Source organism: Haloarcula rubripromontorii (assembly GCF_001280425.1).
Lineage (GTDB): Archaea > Halobacteriota > Halobacteria > Halobacteriales > Haloarculaceae > Haloarcula > Haloarcula rubripromontorii.
The window spans coordinates 55346-79539 of record NZ_LIUF01000001.1 but is presented as its reverse complement, the minus strand read 5'-3'; the positions used below and the strand labels follow the sequence as shown (position 1 = coordinate 79539).

The following is a 24194-nucleotide window of genomic DNA, read 5'->3' as shown; positions in this document are numbered from 1 at the left end:
GAGAAAAGCGTTATCAAACTTAACCATTATTTCCCGTATTCGGTGGCCGAAACCGGCGGAGTTTTGAGCGGCGGCCTGTTGCTATCGCGCGTGAAGAACGTCACGGCCCGCCAGCACAACCCCTTCGGCTTCGACGCCCCGTGTGAGCCGTTTGTGCCGGGGTACGGCGATGCCAATGCCCACTTCCACGTCATCGGCGACCACCCCGGCGTCCACGGTGGCGAAACGTCAGGCATCCCGTTTACCGATAATCCCGCGGGCGAACGCCTCCAGCGGACGCTCGTCGAGGCCGGACTGCTCGCCGAAGCCGGCACTCCGCCGACCGTCGAGAAGACGTACCTGTCATATCTGTATATGTGCGGCGGCGACCCGCCGACAGACGCCGACTACGAGGCCCAGGAACCGCTGTTCGACACGGAACTCCGGGCCATCACGGCCCACGTCCTCCTGCCCGTCGGCGAGCGCGCCACGCGACACGTGTTCGCGAACACAACGGCCGAGCCGACCGACTCGATCGACATGGACGCGCTGCACGGGACCGAGGTACTCGGCAGCGGCTGGCTCGTCTACCCCATCAAGGAGCCTGCGGAGTGGACCGATGACGATGAGGACGCCCTCGTCAACGCGCTGACTGCGCTGCTGAAGACCGACTACCGCCGCGAGGCGGACCTCGGGCGGTTCCTGCCGAACGACGACCCGTATCTGGTCCGGTAGCGGTTCGATTGCTTATTACAGCGACCACTCCTCCGAGAGCGGCTCGGCCGAGTCCCAGTACGTGTCGAACGTCTCGATTGCCCACTCGCGGACGGCCGGTGCGGTCGTATCGACCGACGCCTGTAGCACGCCGTTGTCGTCCCGCAACAGCAGATGCACAACGTCGTCGGCGATCATCACCGCGAGTGGCACACCGTCGTTTCGGACCCTGACCGACGCGTTCGGTTCGGAACGCAGCGATTCGAGCCGACTCCTGAGCCGGTCGTCTGCTGCCAGTGCGTCTATCGCGCCGGGCGAGAACACGCCCGAGAACCGCTGTTCGTCGGCGGTGACCCGCTCCTGAACGACCCGAATTGCCTGGTCGTTGAACGCATGTGAGAACGTCCGGACCTCCTCAGCGTCCCGCAGCAGGTCAAGGAGTCGCTGGACCGGCGCGTTCGGGCGCGTCTGGCTCGGGACAGTTATCGTCGCGTCGGCCAGATGTTGCAGGTCGAAGTCCATCGCATCGGTGGGCAGATACTGGACGATGTCGCGAAGTCGCTGCTCGGTTTCGAGGCTGTCGAGCAGGTCGATGAACCCGTCAGCGACGATGCGGCCTGTCGCCGTCGCGACGTACTCGCCCCCAGTTCGGCGGATCCACGACCGCTCTTCGAAGTCAGCGATGATACGCCCGAGCGTCGCCTGTGACGCACCGGTTTCGGCTGCGAGGTCCCCGCGTGAGTGAGGCCCTGCTGCCAGAAGCCGTAACACCCCGACCCGGTTCGACGAGAGCGCGAGGAACTCGATCTCTTCGAGCGCCGATTCCATATCGTCACGTTATGGGGTCCGTGCTAAAGCGCTTTCGCACTATGAAATAATTTCACACCGTGAATATCCGCCACGGGTATTCAGCTGTTTCGCGTTATGTAAGATTTTCTAAACGGAACTATACGTCCGGATATCATACTATAGAGTACGATGAGTCAGGTTTCTCCACGTGTTCTCTCTGTCGGCTGTGCAGTTGTTTCAGGAAACATATACGAGGTGGTGGCATGATTTCGCGCCGAGCGTTCGCCCTCGCTGCCGTTGCCAGTGTCCTGCTTGGCGGGACCTTCGTCGGTGCGAAGGCCGGGTTGTCGTATCTCCCGCCGCTTCTGTTCGTCGCCCTGCGGTTCGATATCGCCGCTGTCGTACTCCTCGGTTACGTCGCCGTGACGCGGTCCCGGGACGAACTGCTCCCACGGACTCGCGGCGACGTGCTGGGGATTCTTTCGACGGGTCTGTTCGCGCTCGGTCTCACGAACGCGCTGATATTCGTGGGCCAGCAGTCCGCCACCAGCGCGGTTGCCGCTATCGTGTTCAGTCTCAATCCGATACTGACACCGGTGTTCGCCGCGCTCCTGCTTTCCGACGAGCGACTTTCGGCCCGCGGTGGTCTCGGCATGGTTATCGGCCTGCTCGGCGTCGGCCTCGTCGTCAGCCCCGACCCGGCGATGCTCTTGAGCGGGGGCATCGGCAAGCTCGTCCTGTTCGCTGGCGCGACCAGCGCGGCGCTGGGCAGTGTCCTCATCCGCTGGTCCGGCGGCGGCCTGTCGAGTACGGTCCGAACCGCGTGGGCGCTCCCCGTCGCCGCTGCGTTCTGTCACGCGCTGAGCATCGGTATGGGCGAATCAGCAGCCACGGCGGTCTGGTCGCCGACCGCGATTGCGGCCCTGCTGTACGTCGGTATCTTTGCCGGGGCAATCGCCTACATCGCCTACTTCGGCCTGCTCGATGTCACCGGGGCAATCCAGGCCAACCTCATCTTCTACGTGGTCCCCGTCGTGTCGACGCTCGGCGGGTGGGCCCTGCTTGGCGAGGCGATCACCCCGACCGCAGTGGCGGGCTTCCTGACGATCTTCACGGGCTTCGTGGTACTTGGCAGCGAGTCGGTCGACATCCGGGCACTGCTCCCGGGTACTACTGACGAGACTGACACCGTGTCGGAAAGTCTGGGGATTGCGGACGAGCCGCGCGGATTCGAGTCCGACTGAGACAGACGTTAGGGGGCCATATGCCTGCTGGCAACCGCCTAGACGATGCGTGAGAGAGACGCAACATCCCGCGAAACGATGTCTGGCCTTCTGTCGCTATTTCTTGTGACGACCGCACATTCTGGGCGGTCACTACGAACGACCGAGAAGAAGGCGGCGGGAAACCGATGCCGTACGTCGGTTATATCGGCGGGATGATCGCGGGGTCCTCAGCGAGGAGGAGTGTCTGTAGTCCGAGGCCCAGCGTCAGGATGACACCGAGGATGACTACTGTCCGGACCATCCAGAGCCAAGCCGGGCCGAACGCCCGGAGTCCACCCGTTCCCTGTCGGAGTTCAGCAACCGCGTTCGAGGAGAGCACCCAGCCGACGAACACGAGGATGAGCAGCACCGACAGCGGGAGGAACAGCTTGTACGCGAGCGTGTCGAACCAGCCGAACCACGCCAGGTCCCAGGCCGACGGGAAGCCGAGCACGAACAGCACAGCCCCGAGCATCGCTGACAGCGACACCCGCGAGTACGACGTGTTGTCGACGCCGTAGGAGACTGCAACTTCGAGCAGGCTAATGGCAGAGGAGATTGCGGCGATGAGGACGACACCGAAGAACACGACGCCGAGGAGTCGTCCCCCCGGTAGCTGTGGGAACGCCGATGCCATCGCGACGAAGATGGCCGACGGGCCGCTGGTGTCGGGACTGATGCCGATGGCGAAGAGAATCGGGAACACGACGAGCCCGGCCAGCACACCGACGAGTGTGTTCGTCACGACGATGATGCCGCCATCGACCGGGAGGCTCTCGTCGTCACCGATGTACGAGGAGTAAGTAATCATGGCTGCCATCCCCAGCGAGAGGGTGAAAAACGCCTGGCCCACTGCGAACGGAATCAGGTCGCCAGCGTTCGCCGCCAGCGTGGAGAAGTCCGGGGAGAGGAAGTAGCTGTAGCCAGCCCCCGCTCCCTCGAGCGTGGTGACCCAGGCCGCCATCCCAAGCATGAGGAGAACGATGCTGGGGACCATCACCTTCGTCGCCTTCTCGATACCGTCCTCGACACCCACTGCGACGATGCCGACACAGATGAGCAGGAACAGCGCTTGTCCGACGACGGCTTCCGGGCCACTGGAGATGGCTCCGAAGTACTCCGCGGAGTTTCCGAAGTATGCGCCCGTTGCGCTACCGAGGATATACCGCATGACCCATCCACCGACGACGTTGTAATACGAGAGAATCCAGAACCCCGTAAAGACGCCGAGGCCACCGACGACCCGCCACTGCTTGAATCCGAGTTCAGCGAACGCGTCGACGGCATTACGGTTCGTTCGCCGTCCGATGATGAACTCTGCTAACATTGCCGGGAAGCCGATGAGCAACACGGCGACGAGGTAGAAGACGAGGAACACTGCGCCACCGTTTGTCGCGGTCTTGAACGGGAACTGCCAGATGTTTCCGAGACCGACTGCGCTACCGATCGCTGCGAGAAGGAACCCGAGCCGTGAGGCCCACGTTTCTCTGTCACTCATTGTGATGCGGCATATTATGTTGGGGTATAAAAACCACCGTGATTCCAGTTGACGATACGGGCCGATAGTGTCTGGATTGAAACACGCTTCCAGAAACTGAGTGGCAGCACCTGAGCGAGCCGTGTTATTGAATTTTTGACTGTTTTCGGGTGTGTGACTGTGCGATATGCAGGGCTGGCCCGAACCGGTTGCGGGTCAGACCTCGCCGTACACCGGAACCGCTGCGCCGCTCGTCACGGTTGCGGCCTCCGAACAGAGAAACAGTATCACCGCTGCGATGTCTCTCGGGTCGACCCACGACTCGGTGTCGGCGTCGGGCATCATCTCGCGGTTCATCGGGGTATCGATGACGCTCGGCATGACAGCGTTAGCCCGGACGGATCCGAGGTTCTCCTCCGCGATTGTCTCGGTCAGGAGTCGGACGCCGGCCTTCGTCGCCCGGTAGATGCCGTCGCCCTCACCACCCTCCAGTGACGTTCGCGCAGACACGGAGACAATCGCGCCCTCCGTGTCCCGCAGGTGCGGAATCGCGTGTTTCGACGCCAGGAACATCGTTTTGAGGTTCACGTCGAACAGGAAATCGAACGTGTCCACGTCCGTCTCGTCGATTGGTGTGCCCCCGCGCCAGGTGCCGGCGATGTTCAACAGGTAGTCAAGCCGTCCGTGGTCCGCAATCACGGTGTCGATGACTTCGGCCACATCGTCCTCGTCGCTGAAATCTCCCTGGTAGAAGTCGACTCGCTCGGGCTCAGACAACAGGAAATCCTCAGTGTTCGGTTCGATGATGTCGCTGCCACAGACGGTCGCATCGGCTTTGAGGAAGGCGTCCGCGACCGCGCTCCCCAGTGCCCCACCAATGCCCGTGATCAGTGCTACCTCGCCGTCGAAATTAAACTCTGCTGACATACCTGTGACAACGAGTAGCAGGAAAATAAAGGTCCGTCCGCTACCCCCTGTTGGCGCTCGGCTACGGCGTGACGACGAGCTTGCCGAGGAAGCTGTCGTTCAGCACGTCGTCGTGAGCGGTCGGGACGTCTTCGAGGTCGTAGCGGCGGGCGACGACCGGCGCCAGTTCGTCCTCGGCCATGAGCGTCGCGAGCCGGGCAAGCACCGCGCTGAACTCGGGCGTGTTGAACATCGAGACGTGGTGGACACTGAGGGCTTTCGCCCGACAGCGCGGGACGTTCTCGAACGTCGCCGCGGGGTCGGTGTTCCCGATAGCGGCGATCCGCGCGCCCTGCGCGGCCACCTCGGCGTCGAACGCGAGATAGTCGTCGAGCCGGTGGTCGAGAATCACGTCCGGTGCGCCGGCCTTGACTACCGCGTCGGCGAGGTCTCCTCGGCTGTAGTCGAACACGTCGTCCGCGCCGAGGTCGACCAGTTGGTCGTGGTAGTTCGGTGATGCTGTCGTCGTGACTTGCGCCCCGTTCGCCGCAGCCAACTGGACCGCGATATGGCCGACGCCGCCGCTCCCGCCGTGAATCAGCGCTCGCTCGGCCGGCTCCAGCGAGCACGCCGTGACGAGCGTCTGCCAGGCGGTGACACCGACGAGCGCGACGGCCGCGCCTGCCTCCGCGGACACCGCTTCAGGGAGCTGCGCCAGATGTGATTCGGGAACAGTGACGTACTCTGCGCAGGTCCCCTGGAGCCAGTTGCCCAGTCCGGTCGCGAACGCTCGGTCGCCTTCGGTGACAGAAGCCACGCGCTCGCCAGTCGCGGCGACGGTCCCAGCACAGTCCGACCCCGGTATCCAGGGCAGTTCGCCCGGCTCGTAGTCGCCGGTCCGGAAGTACGTATCGACCGGATTAACCGCCGCTGCCTCTACTTCGAGCAGGACCTCCTCCGGGCCCGGTGTAGGTCGTTCGATGTCGTCGACACGAAGTACGTCTGTCCCGCCGTATTCGTGGAATCGTACAGCACGCATTGGCGTATGCCTCTGGTGGTATCGGGAAAACCTTTCCCCACAGGCCGGGCGGACTCGAATGCGGGTCTCTGCATATCGCCGTCCACGAAGCGGCATCGCTGACAGCAGCGGGTCAGTGCTCAGCCCGGCAACTGTAGTGTACGTCATCCGAGCGCCAGATCTTACACTGTTAGCCGTTGCGAGGCGAGGGATTTCCGCTGTTGGCCATGTCGTTTATCAACGGTGAAAATTGCGCACCAACCCTTTATTAGGATGTTTGCATAGAAATGGATGATGGAACCAGATAGGGATTCGCCACTCCCGAGTTTTATTGCTGGCAGTTACGCTGCCAGACTCGGGCTGGCACTTTCATTTGCGATAATTGTCATTATCGCTGTTGGGGTCCTGACAAGCGTGCAGGCGTCCGCCACCCTTGAGGAAGATGTGGCAGACGACATTACGGCGCTGTCAGAGACGCAAGCCGAACAATTGGATGAATGGGTGACAACATCGCGCCGGAACGTCCGGTCGGTGTCGCGACTTCCCGTGTTTACTGACGGAACAGCAGCGGAGAAACAGCAACGACTGGCGGAGCTACGGTCCAACGAGGAACTGCCACCCGGTGTCGTTGCAGTGCACTACTTCGACACCGAGACAAACGAGATTCGCGCCAGTTCGAATCAGGACTTCGTCGGGGTCAACGCTGCCGAGCAGGGGGCCCCGTTCGCAACGGACCCGCCACAGTTCGACGACGCCGACGACACGCATGTGACAGAGCCGTTCTCTGTCTCGGTCGTTGACCACCCGATAGTTGCCGTCGTTTCGCCGGTCCCCGGAGACGAAGACAGAGCGCTCGTGTACATGATCGACCTCCGAGAGAAGGCCGATCAGATATCGAACCAGCGCGATGGGTCATTTACCACGGTCGTCAACACTGAGGGCGAGTTCGTTTCCCACCCCAACGTCTCGATGATAGGGTCGACGGCACCGATTTCGCGGATGGAGTCGGACCCACTGGGCACGCTCGAACCCGGCGAGAGCGCGTTCCACGAGACTGACAGCATGCTGATGGGGCTGAGCGCCCTTGAGTCGAAAGACTGGGTCGTCATGGTTCACTCCGACCCGGAGGTCGCCTACGCGCTGAGCGACCAGATCAACTCCGACCTCATCGCGCTCATCCTGCTCGCCGTCGTCAACCTCGGACTCATCGGGGTCACGATCGGTGGCAACACGATTGCGTCGCTACGGCGGCTTTCGGTGAAGGCCGAATCGATGGCCGATGGTGAGCTTGACGTTGACCTCGATACGTCCCGCGAAGACGAGTTTGGAACGCTCTATGCGGCCTTCGACAACATGCGGACGAACCTCCGAACGCAGATTTCCGAGGCCGAAACTGCCCGGCAGGAAGCCGAGGAGGCCAAAGAGCAGGCACAGGCGGCCCGCGAGGATGTCGAATCCGAACGCAACGAGATGGAGGCGCTGACCGGCCACCTCGAACTCAAGGCCCAGCAGTACAGCGACGCGCTGGAGGCCGCCGCCGCCGGCGACCTCACCGCGCGGGTGGAGACGGACAGTATGAACGACGCGATGGCGGAGGTCGGCGAGGACATCAACACGACGCTGGACGCACTCGAAGACACCATTGCGGACATGAAGGCGTTCGCGGCCAACGTCATCCAGTCTAGCGACCGTGTTAACTCGAACGCGGAACGAGTCGATCAGGCCAGCAAGCAGGTGTCGAAGTCGATAAACGAGATTTTCGAGGGCACGACCGAGCAAAACGAAGGCCTCGAATCGGCGGCTGCCGAGATGCAGAATCTCTCGGCGACCGCACAGCAAGTCGCCTCCTCCGCCCAGCAGGTCGCCGACACGTCCCAGTCGGCCGCCGAGGTCGGCGAGGACGGCCGCGAGGCCGCACAGGAGGCCATCGCGGAGATGAGCGCAATCGAGGACGAGACCGGCGAGACCGTCGCGGAGATCAACGCGCTCGACGAGGAACTCGACGAGATCGGTGAAATCGTCGGCGTCATCACGAGCATCGTTGAGCAGACGAACATGCTCGCTCTGAACGCTTCCATCGAGGCCGCGCACGCGGACGGCGACGGCGAGGGCTTCGCCGTCGTCGCCGACGAAATCAAGGGTCTCGCGGAGGAGACCAAGGAGGCCGCCGCCGATATCGAACAGCGCATCGAAGGCATTCAGGAACAGGCCGGCGACACCGTCGAGACGATGGAGTCGACCAGTGCACGGATCACCGAAGGCGTCTCGACGGTCGAGGAGACCGTCGACGCGCTGGAGACCATCGTCGAGTACACGGAGGAGGTCGACACCGGTATTCAGGAAATCGACCGGGCGACCGAGGAGCAGGCCCGGACCGCACAGGACGTGATGGGGACCATCGACGACCTGACGACCATCAGCCAGCAGACGGCGACGGAGGCCGACACCGTGGCCGGCGCGGCACAGGACCAGTCCGCGTCCATCGACGAAGTGTCGGACTCCGCGACGGAGCTCCGACAGCGGGCTGACGACCTCGAATCGCTACTGGACCGCTTTACCGTCGAAAGCTCCGCCGGGACGGGCTCCGACAGCACGGCCGCGGTGGGGGACGACTAACAATGGCAACGATAACGACCTGGTTCACGCTGGGACTACTGGGTGAACTGCTCGGGACGGCGGTGCTGGCGTACGGCTACACGCTCGTCCCAGAAGAGACACGGAAGCGGTACCTGCTGTTGATCGCAATCCCGGGTATCGCCATCGTCGCCTACGCGCTGATGGCGCTTGGCTTCGGGTCGATACAGAGCGGCGGCCACACAGTGTACGTCATCCGTTACGCTGACTGGCTGTTGACGACGCCGCTCAACGTCTGGTTCCTGGCACTGCTCGCTGGCGCGGGCCGGCGGGACACGGTGAAGCTTGTCGTGTTGCAGGCGTTAACTATCGTCTTCGGCTTTGCCGGTGCCATCACTGCGTCGCCAGTGAGTTACCTGCTGTTTGCAGTCGGTGCGGCGCTGTTCGGCGGCGTCATCTTTCTGCTCTACCGGAACATCGCGGTGGCTGCGAAGTCGACCCTGTCCGACGTAGAGATCAGCCTGTACCGCACGCTCCGGAACTTTGTCGTCGTTCTCTGGCTGGTGTACCCAGCCGTGTGGCTGCTCGGTGCGGCGGGACTGGGACTAATGGACGTCGAGACAGCGACACTCGTGATTGTTTACCTCGACGTGGTGACCAAAGTCGGCTTCGGCGTCATTGCCTTGCTGGCGATGATTGACCTCGGCTCAGCCGGTGAGACTGCCGAGGAGCCGACGGCGGTTGCGGGAGACTAGCGAGGGACGCGAACGGAGTGAGCGGCCCTCGAAAATGCGAGCGGTCCTAATTCTGCGAGAGAGTCACTGCACGTCGTTGTAGCGTCTCAGGGAGGGAGCCAGTCAGGATTGCTCCTCACCGACGGTTCCGGTTGTCTCTGTGTCGTCAGTCGTGCCGGCTGCCTCGGTCTCGTCGACAGTAGCAAGTGCGTCTGGAAGCTGGTCTTGGATCAGCCAGAACGTCAGCCGGTAGACGCCGTACCCGAGCAGGACGAACAGCACGAGGTCGATAAGATACAACTCGACGAATTCGAGGAGCGAAATATCGCTGAGCGCGAGGTTGCCGGACAGGATGAGAAACTCAAGCGTCGCGAGGACAAACAGCGCGGGTGCAAAGAGGATCACCAGTCCGATGACGAGGAGTGCGATCCGCTTCTGTGAGGGGGAAACAGGCATACCGACAGTTCGCTGCCCAGACAGATAGCTCTACACGTTCCTTGCTACCAGTCCTGTACCGACTGCCTGCACCGTGCCACAGCTGGCAGGACCGTACGTGAACAGCGGACAGCGAGACCACCGATGAACAGAGCGCGGCCAGTCAGTGGATGCCCATCGCTTCAATCTGCTCCTGATAGCGGTTCCGGATGGTGACCTCTGTCACCTGGGCCACGTCGGCGACCTCGCGCTGGGTCTTCTTCTCGTTACAGAGCAGCGAGGCGGCGTAGATAGCCGCGGCAGCGTAGCCGGTGGGTGATTTTCCGGAGAGCAGGCCCTGCTCGGCAGTCGTGTCGATGATTTCGTTGGCCTTTGACTGGACCTCCTCTGAGAGTTCCAGCTCGGACGCAAACCGCGGGACGTACTGCTTGGGGTCGACCGGCTCCATCTTCAGTTCGAGTTCCTGGGCGACGTACCGATACGTCCGCCCGATCTCCTTCTGCTCGACCCGGGAAACGTCCGATACCTCCTCCAAGCTGCGTGGGATGCCTTCCTGACGGCAGGCCGCGTACAGGCAGGCGGTGGCGACGCCCTCGATGGAGCGCCCGCGGATGAGGTCCTCGTTGAGCGCACGCCGGTAGATAACCGAGGCGACCTCACGAACTGAGCGGGGCACGCCCAGCGCGCTGGCCATGCGGTCGATCTCCGACAGTGCGAACTGCAGGTTCCGTTCGCCGGCGTCTTTGGTTCGGATGCGCTCCTGCCACTTTCGCAGCCGGTGCATCTGGCTCCGCTTCTCCGAGGATAGCGACCGACCGTAGGCGTCCTTGTCCTTCCAGTCGATCTGTGTTGTCAGCCCCTTGTCGTGCATCGTCTGGGTCGTGGGGGCTCCGACGCGTGACTTGGACTGGCGTTCGGAGTGATTGAACGCCCGCCACTCCGGCCCGCGGTCGATGTTCTCGTCTTCGATGACCAGGCCACAGTCCTCGCAGACGAGCTCTCCACCGCCGTCGCTAGATATGGACTCCGACTCACACTCTGGGCAGGTCTGCTGGCCCGTGCTCTCGGACTCCTCCTCGCGTTCCTCCTGTTCAGAATCCCGCTGGCGCGTCGGCCGTTCCATGTGTTCTTTTACGGAGAAAAGCCAATCACGTATAAATGTTTGGGCGGGCTTGATACTTTTGCCTGATTTGGACGCCGATTGCGAATGCTAGGTAGAATAATTATGTTAAATTTACCTAGAACTGTCTACGTTTCGAGTCACCACAGCGTGTAACCGGTTAGGGCACCCGTCTCACACCCCCGGACAACGATGAAGCGCGGACGGACCGGCACTGTTCGTCCGGCACATCGCGCTCTTTTAGTCCGGGACTCTCCCATCTTGAGATATGAGCAAAGTCAATATCGGGCTTCGGGGCTGGCGTTTCGACGAGGACGTGCTCGGGTCGGACGGACGGGTCCGGCCGCTCAAGACGATGGAACCGGAGACCCGCCAACGGTTGCTGGTGCTCGCAGAACGGGTTGTCGACCCCTGTGACGCCTGCTGGCTGATTCACGGCGACGAAGACATCGAGCAGTGCAACGTCGCCGACGCGATTTACGGCGAGCCGATGGGCGAGGTTGTTGTCTGCTCGGATCACGAGACAGACTTCATCTACTGGTTCCGTGAGGAAGGCGGTGAGGCCTACGCTGGCGATACTGACCTGGCCTCGGCCTTCCACGAGTGGTTCCTCGACGGGAATCGCGCCCCGGAGGGGTACGTCGGCCTCGAACACGTCGATGAGGAGCCGACAGCGCTACCGGAGGCCCCCGACAGGGACGAAGCGATTCCGGGGCTCGAAGCGGAGGTCGAGCAAATGGACGAAGCGGACCTCGATACAATCGACATGGACCTCAGCGATCTGGACGTATGATATCTGTCGCTGTCGTCGATGCGGAGACGCCGGGCAACGTCGGCACCATCGCCCGCTCGATGAAGAACTTCGGCCTCTCGGAGCTGCTGCTCGTTGATCCGCCGGAGTTGGACCCGGACGGCGAGGCGTACGGCTTTGCCGGGCAAGCTCGTGACGACATCCTGCCGAACGCCCGGACGGTGACGTTTGACGACATCGTCGAGAACTACCACACTGTCGCCTGCACGGCGACGACGAACGAGGACCCGGCCAACCACGTCCGGTATCCGGCGACGACGCCGGCCGACCTGGCTGACTCGCTCCGGGATGTCGAGGGTGACATCTGCGTCGTCTTCGGTCGCGAGCGGGTCGGACTCTCCAACGACGAACTCGCACAGCTGGATGTTATCTGCTCTATCCCGGCCAGCGCGTCGTATCCGGTGTTGAATCTCGGACAGGCGGCCACTATCGTGCTCTACGAACTCCGCGAACTGACCGTCGACGCGACCCAGCATCCCGATGAATTGCATACTCTCGCCGAGACGCCGGCTGTCGAGGGACTACACGAGGAGTTTGACCGGTTCCTGCGGGCCATCGGCCACCCCAAAGAGAAACAGCACAAGGCCCGGCGGCTGTTCCGTCGGGTACTCGGGCGTGCGCAACCGACCGGTCGGGAGACGAAGACGCTCCGCGGCCTGTTCCGGCAGGCCCGGCAGCGAATCGAGCGTGCCGAAGACGACTAGCGTTTAGTCGAGTGTCTCGGGTCCGGTTCCGTAGTCAAACAGCGCCCCGATGACGGCGTCGTGGGCCTTCCGCAACCGGTAGTGCAGGGTCGGCGCGGAGATATCGAGTGTCTCGGCCAGTTCCTCCGCGGCGCTCCCTCGCGGCCAGTCGTAGTAGCCGCGTGCGTAGGCAGTCTTGAGCGCGGCAGCCTGTTTCGGCGTCAGCCGGTCGCGTATCCGTGTCCGGAAATCCGTCACCGTCGAGACCGGCTGGTCGACGTACTGCTTGCTCCGCAGTTCCGTCCCGGGCGTTACCTCTTGGACCGCTTCAACGACAGCGCGGACGTTGATATCCGGTGCCATCTCCGCTGTGAACCGCAGGTCGCCGTCAGCCGCCACGGCTCGCCGCACGGCCCCGCCGTAATCTATGAGCGTGTCAAGCGGCGATGCGGATATCTCGTTGAGCGTGACTTCGAGCAGGGGCGCTCGGTTCTCCGCCGCAGTCTCGACGACAGCACAGGATTCGACCGACGGCATCCCAGCAAGCGCCTGACACACTTGGGCAGTGTCTACGCCGCTGACGCGAACGTAGTGGAGGCTGCTACCGGAACTGGTCGGGACGCGCCGTTCGAGTGTGAACGAACAGTCAAGCTTCGCGGAGAGGGTGGCGAAGATGTCGTCGGAATCTGGCGTCAGGAACTCTAGCTCAACGGTCGTCGCCGCCTGCAGTGATTGCTGACTGTGGACGCGCTGGATAGACAGTGCGATAAGCCGCCCCAGATCGGCAAGGATGTCCGACTCACGACAGCCAATCGTGGTGTTGGTCGATGCGTACACCATCAGGACGCCGTACGTGGTCTGGCCAGTTGTCAGGGGAACTGCCGCGACGGAGCAATGGGCTGCGATTAGCGGGCGGTCCATCTCGGTGTTCGACTGAGTCGACACGTCGGCGATGTCCGCAACGACCTGTACCTCCCCGGTCTCGATGGCGTCTATGGCAAGACCGTGCTCACCCGGCGAAATCTGCTCCGGCGACGCCGTGGCAATCCCAGCGGCGGCACCCAGTGTTATCTGGGTTGCACTCCCGCGGCTTCCGGCCCACACGGCCCGGTACAGGTCCGATTCAGTGAGGTGCGCACACACTGCCGATTCGATCTCCTCGCGCGTCTGTGTGTCCTGTAGCGCCTTCGCAATTTCTCGACCAAGCACGTTGAGCCGCTGTGCCTGTCTGAGCTCGTCCCGCTGGCGTTCGAGTTCGGCCTCGCGGTCTTTGTGAGCGGTGATGTCCCGAGCGACGACGATGACAGTATCGAGGTCGTACGCGCGACTTTTCAGCGGTGCGACCCGCGCTTCGAACCATCGCTGGCAACCGGGAGTCTGCAGTCTGTACTCCACGGACTGAAACGATCCGCTCCGCAGGGCTGCACGAACAGTCCCCAGTAGCGAGTCAGCGGTGTCGCGGGGGAGAAACTCGTGCAGCGTCTGGCCAACAAGTGTGTCCGTCTCGTCTACCTTCAGCATCGTCTCGGGGTCGGTCAGACAGTCGAGAAATCGCCCTTCCGCGTCGATAATGAAACTGGGGTCCGGCAGGGCAGTGTTCAATGCATCGCGCTGCTCCGTGCGGCGCTCTCGTTCGAGTTCGTAGCCCGCCCAGTCGGAGAGCAACCGGACGAACGTCAGGTCCCACTGCGTGTACGCCGCCGCGCGCGGTTCCAGTCCGTAGAAGCAGAACGTCCCGTACACGGCCCCGTCCACGACCACGGGCGCGCCGATGTAGTTCGCAATGCCCCACTCCGAGTCAGCGAGTTCCGGGGCGTCCGCTGCAACATCGCTGACCGCGAGCGGTTCACGGTGTTCGACAACGTGTCTGCAGTTCGGGAGAGTTTCGATACTGGTTGTTCTGCCCCCCTCAAGGTCAGCAGACGGCGGTGCAGTGACTGCCTCGAACACGTACTCGTCACCGTGGACGCGGGAGAGAGTCCCGAACGGCGAACCGAGCGTCTCACAGCCGAGTTCTAACAGCGCGTCGAGCTGTTCAGTGAACGTCCTGTCCGCGTCGGTACAGATCTCGTAGGCCGATTCGAGGGCCAACTCCCGCTGTTTCCGGGCTGTGATGTCGATATGTGCGATGGACGCAAACGTCGCCCCGTCGATGGTAAACGGGGCGACGTACAACCGGAACCACCGTTTCGCCGACTCAGTGTGACACGGGTATTCAAGTTCGAAGGAGGCTTGCTCGCCAGCAAGGACGGCCCTGATTCCGTCGGCCGCCTGTTGCCCGGTCGTGTCGTCAGCCGTGTCAGCAGCATCGAGATAGTTCTTGCCGAGTGTACCCGGCGTCAGCCCTGTTCCGTTTGCCTGGCCGAACTCGTGCCACGTCTCGTTCGTCGAGAGAATCACCCCGGATGCATCTACAATCGCAAACATGAGCGGCAGTGTATCGATGGCTGGCCCATACAGGGCAGGGATATCGTGGCCATCCACGACACTTGGAACCATGCGTCAAGTGTGGCGGCGAGCTACTTAACGCCCGGTGTCTAGTTAGATTGTTAATATTTCTTCTGAACACATGCACGTGATGAATACCATCTCGAATAGCGGTCTATTGGGCTATGAAGGAGCCGTAACCGAATGACGACCTGACAGAGAAAGGACCACATATCCACATACTAACTAATCATCGACTGGCCCGGATATATCAGCCATGGTTCCGGTTTGCTCCGATTTATTCTAGGGACCTAGAGAGAGTACTTAGGACAGTTACCGCTGTAGCGACCCACAGGATACGCACCACCTCACTATGGATTCCACTGCCAATCCTGTTCGGGTCGAACTGTTCGTCCGGTCCCTGTGTCCGGGAGACGCAAGACAACATCAGCACTACGTGCTCGACCGGTTACAGGCTCTCGAAGACGCTGGCCGTATCGAGGACCTGTCGATACTGATCTGGGGACGCCGGATCGAACCGCGACTCGCACAGCGGACTGCGGAGGGCCGACACCTGCTGGAGCGCCTTTCGATGTTCGAACAGTGGGAACGCGATTCCGATGCCTCGCTTGACGCCTTCGACTGGCAGCACCCGGTGACGAACATGGTTTCCGACGAGTCGGTCACCGTCATCACGCTGCCGACGCTTGCCCTCGCTGAGTATGTTGACGGGGACCTCCAGCACGTCGCGCCCTGTACGCGGGATGGAACAGTCCACCGCGTCGTCGACCGAGTCAACGCCCTCGGGGATACCGCAGACGTTGCCGAGGAACGTGAGCACGAGCGTACCGTGGTCCAATAGCACTCGAACCGCCCCGAATCTGACACGATATCTGTCCCCATACAACATGAATACGAAACAAACCGAGATCCCCGACTCGCTTCCGCTGGACGACCGACTGTCGCTCCTGTCGTCGCACTATCGGCGGTACCTCCTGTACGGGCTTTCACAGTACACGACACCGGTTTCACTGGCTGTGCTCGCGGACACGGTGACCGAGTTCGAACACGGGACACCGGCTGAACAGCACCGCGACGAGCGGCTCACGATTTACACGGCCCTCTATCACAACCACCTTCCGCGGCTGGTCGATGCCGGTGTCGTCCAGTACAACCAGTCGGAAGATATGGTCGACATCGGGCCGAACGCGCCGGCCCTCGTCCCGCTGCTCGAATCGACGCTCGAGCACGATCTGTCGGCGAGCGGTAACGGACTGACCTCGAACGCCGTCGATATCGACTCCTTGCAGCCCGAGCGAAGCAATTAAGCCCGCTTCTGGATCTCCGAGCGCAACACGTCACTGACCGTATCGCCGTCGGCCTTGCCACGGAGCGCGCCCATGCACTCGCCCATCAGCGCCGAGAACGCGCCCATCCCTTCCTCGGCGACCTGGTCCTCGTGGCGCTCGACGACCTCGACGACGGCGTCCCTGACCTCCGACTCGTCGACGCCGCCGAGGTCCTCCTGTTCGACGGCGGCCTCGGCCGAGAGCGACGGGTCCTCGGCGAGCGCCGTCAGCAGGTCCTCGATGCCCTCCCGGGGCACGTCGCCGCCGTCGACCAGCAGTATCGCCCCGCGGAGGTGCTCGTCGGTGAGGTTCTCGACGGGGACATCGTCGCGCCGGAGTTCCGTCAGCGTCGACTCTAGCGTGCCAGCGGCCAGCGTCGGGTCGACGCCCTCGCCCTCGACCAGCGCCTCGAACAGCGGCCACCGCTGGCCGTAGGCGACCTGCTCGGCGAGGCCGGAGCCGAGGCCGAACTCGCTCTCGTACCGGTCGACTTTCTCGGTGAGCAGTTCCGGCGTCTCGACTTCGGTCACGTCCGGTTCGACCGGCGGCACGTCCGTCTCGGGGTACATCCGCGCCGCGCCGGGGAGCGGGCGGAGGTACCGCGACGTGGCGTCCTCGTTAGCGTCCCGGGTCTCCTCCGGGACGCCCTCAAGCGCCGTCTCGGCCCGCTCGGCAACGGCGTCGATGGCGAGTTCGGCCGTCTCCGGGTCGTCGGCGACGATGGCGACGGCGTCCTCGGGGCCGGCCCCCACAGCGTCCCGCAGCGCCTCGACTTCCGCCTCGGTGACGCCGTAGGCCGGCAGTTCGTCGGTGTGGAAGATGCCGCCCGCGCCGTGGCGCTTGGCGTGGTCGGACAGTTCCGTGCCGAGCCGGCGGTCGGGCTGAATCTCGCGGCCGACGAGGCCGTCGAAGCCTTCCAGCAGAACCGCCTGAACGTCGCCGCCCGACGAGAGCGCGCCCTCGATGACTCCCGAGTCCGTGTCCGCGAACACGTCGGTCACGTCCTGTGGCTCGCCGACCGAGGCCTCGCGCTCGGCGAGTTCGTCGGCGATGTCCAGCAGTTCGACCTGCCGGCGGACCTCGTTGCGGACCAGGTCGTCGATGTCGTCGAGGCTCTGGACGCCCTTCAGTTCGATGCGTGCGCCCTCGGCGATGGAGACGTTCACGTCCTGGCGGATGGTCCCGAGGCCGCGCTTTACTTTCCCCGTCGAACGAAGCAGCATCCCGATGCGCTCGGCGGCCTCGCGGGCCTGCTCGGGTGAACTGATGTCCGGCTTCGTGCCGATTTCGACCAGCGGAATGCCGAGGCGGTCCAGCGAAAAGCGGACGCCGTCGTCGGTCTCCTCGACGCGCTGGCAGGACTCCTCCTCCAGCAGCATGTCCTCGATGCCGACCGGGCCGTCGCTCGTCTCGATGGCCCCGTCGTTGGCGACCAGCATCGAGCGCTGGAATCCAGTCGTGTTCGAGCCGTCGACGACGATTTTCCGCATGACGTTCACCTGGTCGACGACGGCCATGTCAAGTAGCTGGGCGATTTCCAGCGTCGTCTCCATCGCCTCGCGGTCGACGCGGTGGGGCGGTTCGTCGTCCTCCTCGACGAGGCAGGTGGTGTCGTACGAGAGGTACTCGAACTCTCGGTCGACCATGCTCTCTTCTAGCGCCGCCTCGTCTATCTCCCCGAGTTCGCTCTTGGTCGGGTGCAGATAGCGGGTAAACGAGCGGTCGCTCTCCTCCGGTTCACGGACCGTCGTCGGACAGTCACAGAACAGTTTCGTCGCAGTATCGAGTTGCTGGTGGATCTCTAAGCCGGCGACGAGCCCCAGCTCCTCGTAGTCGTACTCAGTCATTGTCGAGGTGTCCGGGACCGGGGGCCAAAAAACGCACCCTTCCCGCGCTCGGCGCCGCGCTTTTGCCCGTGTCTCCCTCACTGTCAGTATGCGCTGGCTGTCGACAGCTGCGGTGACCGTCCTTCTGCTGACAGCCGGCTGTAACGCCTTCGCCGATACTGACAACACCGACCGGCCCACTGTCACGCCGGCCCCGGTCCCGACAGCAGCGGAGTCGGACACGGTAACGAGGCTGGACCCGCCGCCCGGCGTGACCACCGACCGGCTCGAAAACATTGCCCTCTTGGCGGCGGCTCATCGGCAGGCGGTCAACGGCACTACATACACGCTGAACGAACGCTACAGCGAATTCAGGATCGGGAACGACAGTAGTTCCGTCCGGCGCGCCGAAACCGTTACCGTCGAATCGCCGACGCGGTACCGCGACGAACTGGTCAGAATAACGACCGACTCGAATGCGACCGTCGAGCGGTACGAACAGTCGACCTACGCCGACGGCACCAACTGGTACGAACGCCGTGACAACGGGACTGTCGAACGCCAGCGCGGCGAGGTCCAGTTCAGCCGCGACAAGTACGCCTACCGGACGGCATTCTACCTGAATCGTTACGCGGTGGTCAACCAGAGCACCACGACCGTCGTCACGCGGGACGGCAGCCGAGCCTACCGGATTCGCGGGTCCGGCGGCGAGATTCCGGCGACCGAACAGTTGAGGGAGTTTCGTGTCGAACTGCTGGTCGAGCCTGCTGGCCTCGTCCGCCGATTCAGCGTCTGGTACCGGACTGAAGACCGCATCGTCGAATACAGCTTCTGGTACGAGGATATCGGCGAGACGACAGTGCAGCGGCCGACGTGGCTCAACGAATCGACGCCAGCGAACTGAGTGCGGACAGCACGCGGCACCGCAGCCCGGCGGCTACAGACGGTCTGTCTCGGTTCGAACTTCGTCGGTTCCGGACGTGCTCCCGGCCCGGTCGTCGTAGTACTTCCGGCCGATGAAGTCGTCGTCCAGATTCCCGACCAGAGAGTTGTACAGCCCCTCTGGGGACTGGTACGTGGCCTCGCTGGTCCGGGCCAATACCTCACCCATTTCGACCGAGTCGCCGTTCTGGGCGACCAGCTCGACGTCACCGAGTTGCTGAACGACAGTGGCGTGGTCAGCGGGGAACTCACAGGCCTGGTCGAACAGCTGCAACGTTTCGGAGTAACGCATCTGTACCACAGCTCGGGATTCCTAATCAAAAAATATTATGAATTCTGCGTGTCTGGTACTCGGTTTCGCCGACCATACCCAGTCGGTGAGGGAAGACCTGCTATTTCGCTCCACTTGACGCGGGAAAACATTTCACAGATTATGACATACGTTTTCATGTGACAATGAGGCTGGCAACTCCGGACGATGTACCGGCCATCAGTCAGGTCGCGACGGCGGCCTGGGAGACGGATTACCCGGATATCCTCACCCGCGAGACGGCCGAGGACGGCGTTCGAGACTGGTATTCGACCGAACAGATCGAATCGGAACTGGCCGAATCGCAAACCATCCTGCTGGTCGCAGAGCGGGGAGAGCGTGTCGTCGGATTCGCACACGCGACGTGGCATGAAACCGACCGTGAGGGGTATATTCTCCGGCTGTACGTCCATCCCGACTACAGGCGCGAGGGAATCGGCCGCTCGCTGCTAGAACGGACCTGCGAGGAGCTATTCGAGTACGACATCGAGCGGATCAACGCGATGATGCTCACGGCGAACGAGCCGGGAGCCGAGTTCTACGAGGGCTTCGGGTTCGAGTTCGTCGACGAAAGCGAAACCGAAATCGGCGGCGAGCGCTACCCCGAGAGCCGCTACGTCCTCGACGACGAGTCACTGATCTGAGAGCGGAGACGGCCGTAGCCACTATCGGGGCCGTCTGGTCCGAGTGCGTCGCCGTCCCAGCAGAGGGACATGCCGAGTTTGGTGGCGCGACCGCCGGGCTACGTGACGTTCGCGCCGCCCGCATTTCCGAGGGCTGCTCACTCCGTTCGCGCCCTCGCGAGTCGCTACCGCTTCCCGCTCGCTTATCCGGATGGTTCGCTTCGCTCAGCCGTCCTACTCGTCGCCGAGGATGCCACGCTTCGTCATCTTCTCGGGGTCAAGTACATCGTCGACTTCGTCCTCATCGAGATAGCCCTCTTCGAGGACCACCTCGCGGATGGTCTTCTCCTCGGCGAGTGCTTTCTTCGCGACCTTGCTGGCCTTGTCGTAGCCGATGGCTGGGTTGAGCGCCGTCGCCAGCGCCATGCTCTGCTCGACGCGTTCGGCGCAGTGGTCGGCGTCAGCTTCGAGTTTGGCGACGAACTTCTCGCCGAACACCGCGCTGCTGTTGGCGATGAGCTGTGCCGACTGCAGGAAGTTCGAGGCCAGCACGGGCTTGTAGAGGTTCAGGTCTATCTGGCCCTCGGCCGCGCCGGCCGAGACGGCGGCGTCGTTGCCGACGACCTGTTTGTGGACCTGATTGACCGCCTCGGCGACGACGGGGTTGATTTTCCCGGGCATGATCGAGGAGCCGGGCTGATTCTCCGGCTGGTCGATCTCGCCGAGGCCGTTGCGCGGGCCGGAGGCGAGCAGCCGCAGGTCGTTGGCGATCTTGTTCAGCGAGCCGGCGACGGTCCGGAGCGCGCCGTGGGCCTCGGACATCGCGTCGTGAGCGGCCTGGGCCTCGAAGTGGTTGTCGGCCTCGCGGAAACTCAGGTCCGTCTCTTCGCTGATGTACTCGGCTGCCTTCGCCGGGAACTCGGGATGCGTGTTCAGGCCAGTCCCGACCGCGGTCCCACCGAGCGCGAGTTCGGAGAGGCGACCGTGAACGTCTTGCACGCGGGAGATGCCCTTCTCGACCTGCGTTCGGTAGCCTGAGAACTCCTGACCGAGCGTCACCGGGGTCGCATCCTGCAGGTGCGTTCGACCGGTCTTGACGACGTTCTCGAACTCGTCTTCCTTGGCGTCGAGTTCGTCGCGTAGCGTCTTCAGGCCGGGAATGACGTCCTTCTCGACCGCTTCGAGGGCCGCGACGTGCATCGCCGTCGGAATCACGTCGTTACTGGACTGACCGAAGTTGACGTGGTCGTTCGGGTGAATCTCACGGGTCCCGATGTCGCCGCCGTACAGCTCCGTGGCGCGGTTCGAGATGACCTCGTTCGCGTTCATGTTCGAGGACGTGCCCGAGCCGGTCTGGAACACGTCGACGGGGAACTGGTCGTCGTGCTCGCCGGCGATGACCTCGTCGGCGGCCTCGACGATACAGTCCGCCTTGTCCTCCGGAACCGTTCCGAGGTCGCGGTTCGCCTGCGCGGCCGCCTTCTTGACGACGCCGAGGGCGCGGATGAACCGCCGCCCGAAGGTTACGTCGCTGATCGGGAAGTTCTCGACGGCGCGTTGCGTCTGTGCGCCCCAGTACGCGTCGGCTGGCACCTGCATCTCACCGAGGCTATCCTGCTCTGTCCGGTACTCGTCGGTCATACGTCCGGGGGGTGGTCCGCCCGGTCGTAAAACCCACCGGTACGAGTCGGGACAGCACTCGGCACAGCCCTGTAACCGCCGGGACAATCACTCACGGGCTGTACCGAGTCCCTAGTCGGCCAGCATAGACCGTGGGGTTCAGAACTCAGGACTTGAATAAACGTGTATTATCATTCGGAAATATTAAGTAGAATCTCTCTCCACTTACCATGAGTTCGACGCCACAGAGACGTTCATGACTGATGCCCTACGATATCCGGTGACTGCAGTGTGTTGCTGCCGTCGTCGGCTGTTGGGGCCAATGGGACACCGACGGACGTGACCCTCGTGATCGCTCGCAGCCGGTGTACCCGCCGCGTTGCAACCGCTCGCCCGCTCGGCACGACGACGGGATGGCACACCCGTCACACGGCGTACCCATGTCGGCCGCCAGCCTGTGTTGGTGCGACAGGCTGTGCGGGTCGCGTGGTTTCCGCGCGTGCTAGCTGGCGAGCCTATGTGACTGACGACACATCCGTCGGGACGATGGACGGCGAACTCACGTCGGCGAACCACTGACAAACCATGCGCGAGATACTCAGTAGACTCCTCGCCACCGGGGGTCGGCTCCGGTCGGCGGTATCGAGAGACGAATCGGACGGCGACCAACTGGCAACAGACGGCGGAGCGACGGTGAAAACGACCCGGAGAGACTCGCTCCGGAACTCACTGCCGGTCGAGTGGGAACTCATCGAATCCGCCCCGTTCTGGCTGCCGCCAGTCCTGTTTGCGGGCTTTTTTGTCTACGGCGCTATCGCCTGGAACTTCCTCCTGTCGCTAACTGACTACAACGGCCTGGGCGGTGCGCAGTACGAGACTTTCGATCTCAGCATGTACAGCCGTTTGCTGAGCGACGGGGCGTTCTGGCAGGCGGCACAGAATACGGTGGTGTTACTTGTCGTGTTCACTGTCCTCTGTCTGGCGCTTGGCCTGTTCGTGGCCATCCTTATCGATCAGCAGATACGCTTCGAGAATACGTTCCGGACCATCTACCTGCTCCCGATGAGCCTCTCGTTCGTCGTCACGGCGACGATGTGGGCGTGGGTGTACAACGCCCGCAACGGCGTGCTCAATCAGTTCCTCCGGCTGTTCAACCTCGAAGGAGCCATCGTGGGACTGCTCCGCCCGGCCGGAGTCAACGCCGAGGTTATTCAGTGGCTCTCCTGGAACACGACCGCGTTGGCGGCGGTCATCTTTGCGCTCATCTGGCAGTTCAGCGGTTACGCGATGGTCGTCTTCCTCGCCGGCCTCCGGGCGATTCCAACCGAACACTACGAGGCTGCGCGGGTCGACGGCGCGTCCACGGTTCGGCTGTACGCACGGGTAATCATCCCGCAACTCCGAGCCTCCGCCGTGTCTGCGTCAGTGGTGCTGATGGTGTTTGCGCTGAAAGCGTTCGACTTCATCTACGCGCTCCGTGGCTCACAGCCGGGGGCGAACATGGACATTCTGGCGACGATGATGTATCGGGTCGCGTTCGACAGCCTGCAGTGGGCGTACGGGTCCGCCGTCGCTATCGTGCTGTTTGCGCTCGCACTGCTGGTCATCGGACCGTACCTCTACAGCGAATACCGACGGGGTGAACTATGAGCATTAGAGATGGGGGTTTCATCGACGAACTTCGCAGTACAGAGAACAGCCGTCTCGGCCTGTATGCCCTCCTGCTGGCGGGTATCGTCTTCTACCTCTTCCCGGTGGAGACGGCCGTGATGACGATGTTCAAGACCGAGAGCGCGTTCGCCCGAACGCTCCCGTTCGCGCCGCCGGGCGGTGACGGCTTCACACTCGATGCGCTCGCCACTGCCTGGAACACGCTTCGGCCGGGACTGCTGAACTCGCTGCTGATGGCGATTCCCGCGACAATTGTGTCGGCGCTGCTGGGCAGTATGACCGCGTACGGACTGACGACGATTAGCTGGCGCGGCCAGGTCGGCGTGGTCGTCCTCATCATCGCAGGCATCTTCATCCCATACCAGGCTGTGCTGGTCCCGCTGGCACAGTTCTGGTTCCAGGTGCTTCCGGGGCTGCTCAACGGCTTCGTCAACACCGTCTTTGGCTTCATCACGGGCGGTAACTGGCAGTATCCGAGCCGTAACGGGTACGTACAGCTGCTGCAGCTGTCGATCACCCACGCGGCGTACGGGATTCCGATCTGTACGCTGCTGTTCCGGTCGTACTATCAGAGCATCTCCGACGAGATGATCGAGGCCGCTCGCCTCGACGGCGCGAGCGCGTTCAGCATCTACCGCAACATCATCCTTCCGCTGTCGCTGCCGATGTTCGCGGTGACGCTCATTTACCAGTTCACGCAGGTGTACAACGACCTGTTGTTCGCGCTCGTACTCGTCAACGAACCGGCTTCGCAGGTGGCGACCCAGCGCCTCGCGGCGCTCACTGGCGGGGTCGTCCAGTCGTTCAACACCACGATGGCAGGGGCCATCGTCGCAGCACTTCCGACGCTGCTCGTCTACATCATGTTCGGCGAACAGTTCGCGAAAGGCGTCGCTGGAGAATAATCACGGAGGCATTCAC

The 24194-nt window shown here is 62.9% G+C and carries 22 protein-coding genes; 12 read left to right on the top strand and 10 right to left on the bottom strand.

Going from position 1 to position 24194, the window contains the following annotated elements; translation table 11 throughout:
* Positions 1 to 90 precede the first annotated feature (90 nt).
* Positions 91 to 714: a uracil-DNA glycosylase family protein gene (locus tag AMS69_RS00445; RefSeq protein WP_053966141.1), complete on the top strand. Its 624-nt coding sequence runs from the start codon at positions 91 to 93 to the stop codon at positions 712 to 714.
* A 15-nt stretch (positions 715 to 729) separates the two neighbouring features.
* On the opposite strand, the gene AMS69_RS00440 is transcribed toward AMS69_RS00445, so the two are convergent.
* Complete coding sequence (locus AMS69_RS00440; RefSeq protein WP_053966140.1) at positions 730 to 1521, bottom strand: helix-turn-helix transcriptional regulator; 792 nt, start codon at positions 1519 to 1521, stop codon at positions 730 to 732.
* A gap of 224 nt (positions 1522 to 1745) precedes the next feature.
* Between AMS69_RS00440 and AMS69_RS00435 the strand changes: the two genes are divergently transcribed.
* Positions 1746 to 2726, top strand: coding sequence for a DMT family transporter (locus tag AMS69_RS00435; RefSeq protein WP_053966139.1), 981 nt, complete (start codon positions 1746 to 1748; stop codon positions 2724 to 2726).
* Positions 2727 to 2907: 181 nt separating this feature from the next.
* Here AMS69_RS00435 and AMS69_RS00430 read toward each other — a convergent pair whose 3' ends face one another.
* From AMS69_RS00430 to AMS69_RS00420, 3 genes are all read right to left on the bottom strand, one after another.
* Positions 2908 to 4245 carry a sodium-dependent transporter gene (locus AMS69_RS00430; RefSeq protein WP_053966138.1) on the bottom strand — a complete coding sequence of 446 codons (1338 nt, stop codon included), beginning with the start codon at positions 4243 to 4245 and terminating at the stop codon, positions 2908 to 2910.
* Between the two features lie 195 nt (positions 4246 to 4440).
* Positions 4441 to 5151: an SDR family oxidoreductase gene (locus tag AMS69_RS00425; RefSeq protein WP_053966137.1), complete on the bottom strand. Its 711-nt coding sequence runs from the start codon at positions 5149 to 5151 to the stop codon at positions 4441 to 4443.
* A gap of 61 nt (positions 5152 to 5212) precedes the next feature.
* On the bottom strand, positions 5213 to 6169 hold the full coding sequence (locus tag AMS69_RS00420) for an NADPH:quinone reductase (protein ID WP_053966136.1): 957 nt from the start codon (positions 6167 to 6169) through the stop codon (positions 5213 to 5215).
* A 393-nt stretch (positions 6170 to 6562) separates the two neighbouring features.
* Between AMS69_RS00420 and AMS69_RS00415 the strand changes: the two genes are divergently transcribed.
* Both AMS69_RS00415 and sop2 read left to right on the top strand, forming a co-directional pair.
* A complete protein-coding gene (locus tag AMS69_RS00415; RefSeq protein ID WP_053966135.1) occupies positions 6563 to 8764 on the top strand; it encodes a methyl-accepting chemotaxis protein in 2202 nt (733 codons plus the stop codon).
* Between the two features lie 2 nt (positions 8765 to 8766).
* The gene (gene sop2, locus AMS69_RS00410) at positions 8767 to 9477 is read left to right on the top strand and encodes a sensory rhodopsin II (protein ID WP_053966134.1); all 711 of its coding nucleotides are present in this window, start codon (positions 8767 to 8769) and stop codon (positions 9475 to 9477) included.
* 102 nt (positions 9478 to 9579) lie between these two features.
* On the opposite strand, the gene AMS69_RS00405 is transcribed toward sop2, so the two are convergent.
* Positions 9580 to 9912, bottom strand: a complete 333-nt coding sequence (locus tag AMS69_RS00405) for a hypothetical protein (protein WP_053966133.1) — start codon at positions 9910 to 9912, stop codon at positions 9580 to 9582.
* Positions 9913 to 10054: 142 nt separating this feature from the next.
* Entirely contained in the window at positions 10055 to 11014 is a 960-nt protein-coding gene (locus AMS69_RS00400) for a transcription initiation factor IIB (RefSeq protein WP_004518753.1), read from the bottom strand.
* Positions 11015 to 11279: 265 nt separating this feature from the next.
* Between AMS69_RS00400 and AMS69_RS00395 the strand changes: the two genes are divergently transcribed.
* Positions 11280 to 11804 (top strand): hypothetical protein, encoded by a 525-nt coding sequence (locus AMS69_RS00395; protein ID WP_053966132.1) that lies wholly within the window; start codon positions 11280 to 11282, stop codon positions 11802 to 11804.
* Positions 11801 to 12526, top strand: a complete 726-nt coding sequence (locus tag AMS69_RS00390; RefSeq protein WP_053966131.1) for an RNA methyltransferase — start codon at positions 11801 to 11803, stop codon at positions 12524 to 12526. Before AMS69_RS00395 ends, AMS69_RS00390 begins: the two co-directional genes overlap by 4 nt.
* A 3-nt stretch (positions 12527 to 12529) precedes the next feature.
* On the opposite strand, the gene AMS69_RS00385 is transcribed toward AMS69_RS00390, so the two are convergent.
* The gene (locus AMS69_RS00385; RefSeq protein WP_053966130.1) at positions 12530 to 15004 is read right to left on the bottom strand and encodes a bacterio-opsin activator domain-containing protein; all 2475 of its coding nucleotides are present in this window, start codon (positions 15002 to 15004) and stop codon (positions 12530 to 12532) included.
* A gap of 301 nt (positions 15005 to 15305) precedes the next feature.
* On the opposite strand from AMS69_RS00385, the gene AMS69_RS00380 reads away from it, so the two are divergent.
* Both AMS69_RS00380 and AMS69_RS00375 read left to right on the top strand, forming a co-directional pair.
* Positions 15306 to 15794: an HTH domain-containing protein gene (locus tag AMS69_RS00380; protein ID WP_053966129.1), complete on the top strand. Its 489-nt coding sequence runs from the start codon at positions 15306 to 15308 to the stop codon at positions 15792 to 15794.
* A 46-nt stretch (positions 15795 to 15840) separates the two neighbouring features.
* The gene (locus AMS69_RS00375) at positions 15841 to 16260 is read left to right on the top strand and encodes a DUF7344 domain-containing protein (protein WP_053966128.1); all 420 of its coding nucleotides are present in this window, start codon (positions 15841 to 15843) and stop codon (positions 16258 to 16260) included.
* On the opposite strand, the gene gatE is transcribed toward AMS69_RS00375, so the two are convergent.
* Complete coding sequence (gene gatE, locus AMS69_RS00370) at positions 16257 to 18128, bottom strand: Glu-tRNA(Gln) amidotransferase subunit GatE (protein ID WP_053966127.1); 1872 nt, start codon at positions 18126 to 18128, stop codon at positions 16257 to 16259. The genes AMS69_RS00375 and gatE overlap by 4 nt on opposite strands.
* Positions 18129 to 18216: 88 nt before the next feature.
* On the opposite strand from gatE, the gene AMS69_RS00365 reads away from it, so the two are divergent.
* Positions 18217 to 19011 carry a DUF7537 family lipoprotein gene (locus AMS69_RS00365; RefSeq protein ID WP_053966126.1) on the top strand — a complete coding sequence of 265 codons (795 nt, stop codon included), beginning with the start codon at positions 18217 to 18219 and terminating at the stop codon, positions 19009 to 19011.
* A 33-nt stretch (positions 19012 to 19044) separates the two neighbouring features.
* On the opposite strand, the gene AMS69_RS00360 is transcribed toward AMS69_RS00365, so the two are convergent.
* Entirely contained in the window at positions 19045 to 19341 is a 297-nt protein-coding gene (locus AMS69_RS00360; RefSeq protein ID WP_053966125.1) for a DUF5789 family protein, read from the bottom strand.
* Positions 19342 to 19499: 158 nt separating this feature from the next.
* Between AMS69_RS00360 and AMS69_RS00355 the strand changes: the two genes are divergently transcribed.
* A complete protein-coding gene (locus AMS69_RS00355) occupies positions 19500 to 20003 on the top strand; it encodes a GNAT family N-acetyltransferase (protein WP_053966124.1) in 504 nt (167 codons plus the stop codon).
* Positions 20004 to 20216: 213 nt separating this feature from the next.
* On the opposite strand, the gene AMS69_RS00350 is transcribed toward AMS69_RS00355, so the two are convergent.
* The gene (locus AMS69_RS00350) at positions 20217 to 21623 is read right to left on the bottom strand and encodes a class II fumarate hydratase (protein WP_053966123.1); all 1407 of its coding nucleotides are present in this window, start codon (positions 21621 to 21623) and stop codon (positions 20217 to 20219) included.
* A gap of 564 nt (positions 21624 to 22187) precedes the next feature.
* Between AMS69_RS00350 and AMS69_RS00345 the strand changes: the two genes are divergently transcribed.
* Together AMS69_RS00345 and AMS69_RS00340 are read left to right on the top strand one after the other, a co-directional pair.
* A complete protein-coding gene (locus AMS69_RS00345; RefSeq protein ID WP_053966122.1) occupies positions 22188 to 23252 on the top strand; it encodes a carbohydrate ABC transporter permease in 1065 nt (354 codons plus the stop codon).
* The gene (locus tag AMS69_RS00340) at positions 23249 to 24178 is read left to right on the top strand and encodes a carbohydrate ABC transporter permease (protein WP_053966121.1); all 930 of its coding nucleotides are present in this window, start codon (positions 23249 to 23251) and stop codon (positions 24176 to 24178) included. The genes AMS69_RS00345 and AMS69_RS00340 overlap by 4 nt, the downstream gene beginning before the upstream one ends.
* Positions 24179 to 24194 lie beyond the last annotated feature (16 nt).

Excerpts from the sequence above, each read along its gene's own strand:
- AMS69_RS00440 (WP_053966140.1), bottom strand. The coding sequence starts at position 1,521 with ATGGAATCGGCGCTCGAAGAGATCGAGTTCCTCGCGCTCTCGTCGAAC.
- AMS69_RS00435 (WP_053966139.1), top strand. The coding sequence starts at position 1,746 with ATGATTTCGCGCCGAGCGTTCGCCCTCGCTGCCGTTGCCAGTGTCCTG.
- AMS69_RS00430 (WP_053966138.1), bottom strand. The coding sequence starts at position 4,245 with ATGAGTGACAGAGAAACGTGGGCCTCACGGCTCGGGTTCCTTCTCGCA.
- AMS69_RS00425 (WP_053966137.1), bottom strand. The coding sequence starts at position 5,151 with ATGTCAGCAGAGTTTAATTTCGACGGCGAGGTAGCACTGATCACGGGC.
- AMS69_RS00420 (WP_053966136.1), bottom strand. The coding sequence starts at position 6,169 with ATGCGTGCTGTACGATTCCACGAATACGGCGGGACAGACGTACTTCGT.
- sop2 (WP_053966134.1), top strand. The coding sequence starts at position 8,767 with ATGGCAACGATAACGACCTGGTTCACGCTGGGACTACTGGGTGAACTG.
- AMS69_RS00405 (WP_053966133.1), bottom strand. The coding sequence starts at position 9,912 with ATGCCTGTTTCCCCCTCACAGAAGCGGATCGCACTCCTCGTCATCGGA.
- AMS69_RS00400 (WP_004518753.1), bottom strand. The coding sequence starts at position 11,014 with ATGGAACGGCCGACGCGCCAGCGGGATTCTGAACAGGAGGAACGCGAG.
- AMS69_RS00395 (WP_053966132.1), top strand. The coding sequence starts at position 11,280 with ATGAGCAAAGTCAATATCGGGCTTCGGGGCTGGCGTTTCGACGAGGAC.
- AMS69_RS00390 (WP_053966131.1), top strand. The coding sequence starts at position 11,801 with ATGATATCTGTCGCTGTCGTCGATGCGGAGACGCCGGGCAACGTCGGC.
- AMS69_RS00385 (WP_053966130.1), bottom strand. The coding sequence starts at position 15,004 with ATGGTTCCAAGTGTCGTGGATGGCCACGATATCCCTGCCCTGTATGGG.
- AMS69_RS00380 (WP_053966129.1), top strand. The coding sequence starts at position 15,306 with ATGGATTCCACTGCCAATCCTGTTCGGGTCGAACTGTTCGTCCGGTCC.
- AMS69_RS00375 (WP_053966128.1), top strand. The coding sequence starts at position 15,841 with ATGAATACGAAACAAACCGAGATCCCCGACTCGCTTCCGCTGGACGAC.
- gatE (WP_053966127.1), bottom strand. The coding sequence starts at position 18,128 with ATGACTGAGTACGACTACGAGGAGCTGGGGCTCGTCGCCGGCTTAGAG.
- AMS69_RS00365 (WP_053966126.1), top strand. The coding sequence starts at position 18,217 with ATGCGCTGGCTGTCGACAGCTGCGGTGACCGTCCTTCTGCTGACAGCC.
- AMS69_RS00360 (WP_053966125.1), bottom strand. The coding sequence starts at position 19,341 with ATGCGTTACTCCGAAACGTTGCAGCTGTTCGACCAGGCCTGTGAGTTC.
- AMS69_RS00350 (WP_053966123.1), bottom strand. The coding sequence starts at position 21,623 with ATGACCGACGAGTACCGGACAGAGCAGGATAGCCTCGGTGAGATGCAG.
- AMS69_RS00345 (WP_053966122.1), top strand. The coding sequence starts at position 22,188 with ATGCGCGAGATACTCAGTAGACTCCTCGCCACCGGGGGTCGGCTCCGG.
- AMS69_RS00340 (WP_053966121.1), top strand. The coding sequence starts at position 23,249 with ATGAGCATTAGAGATGGGGGTTTCATCGACGAACTTCGCAGTACAGAG.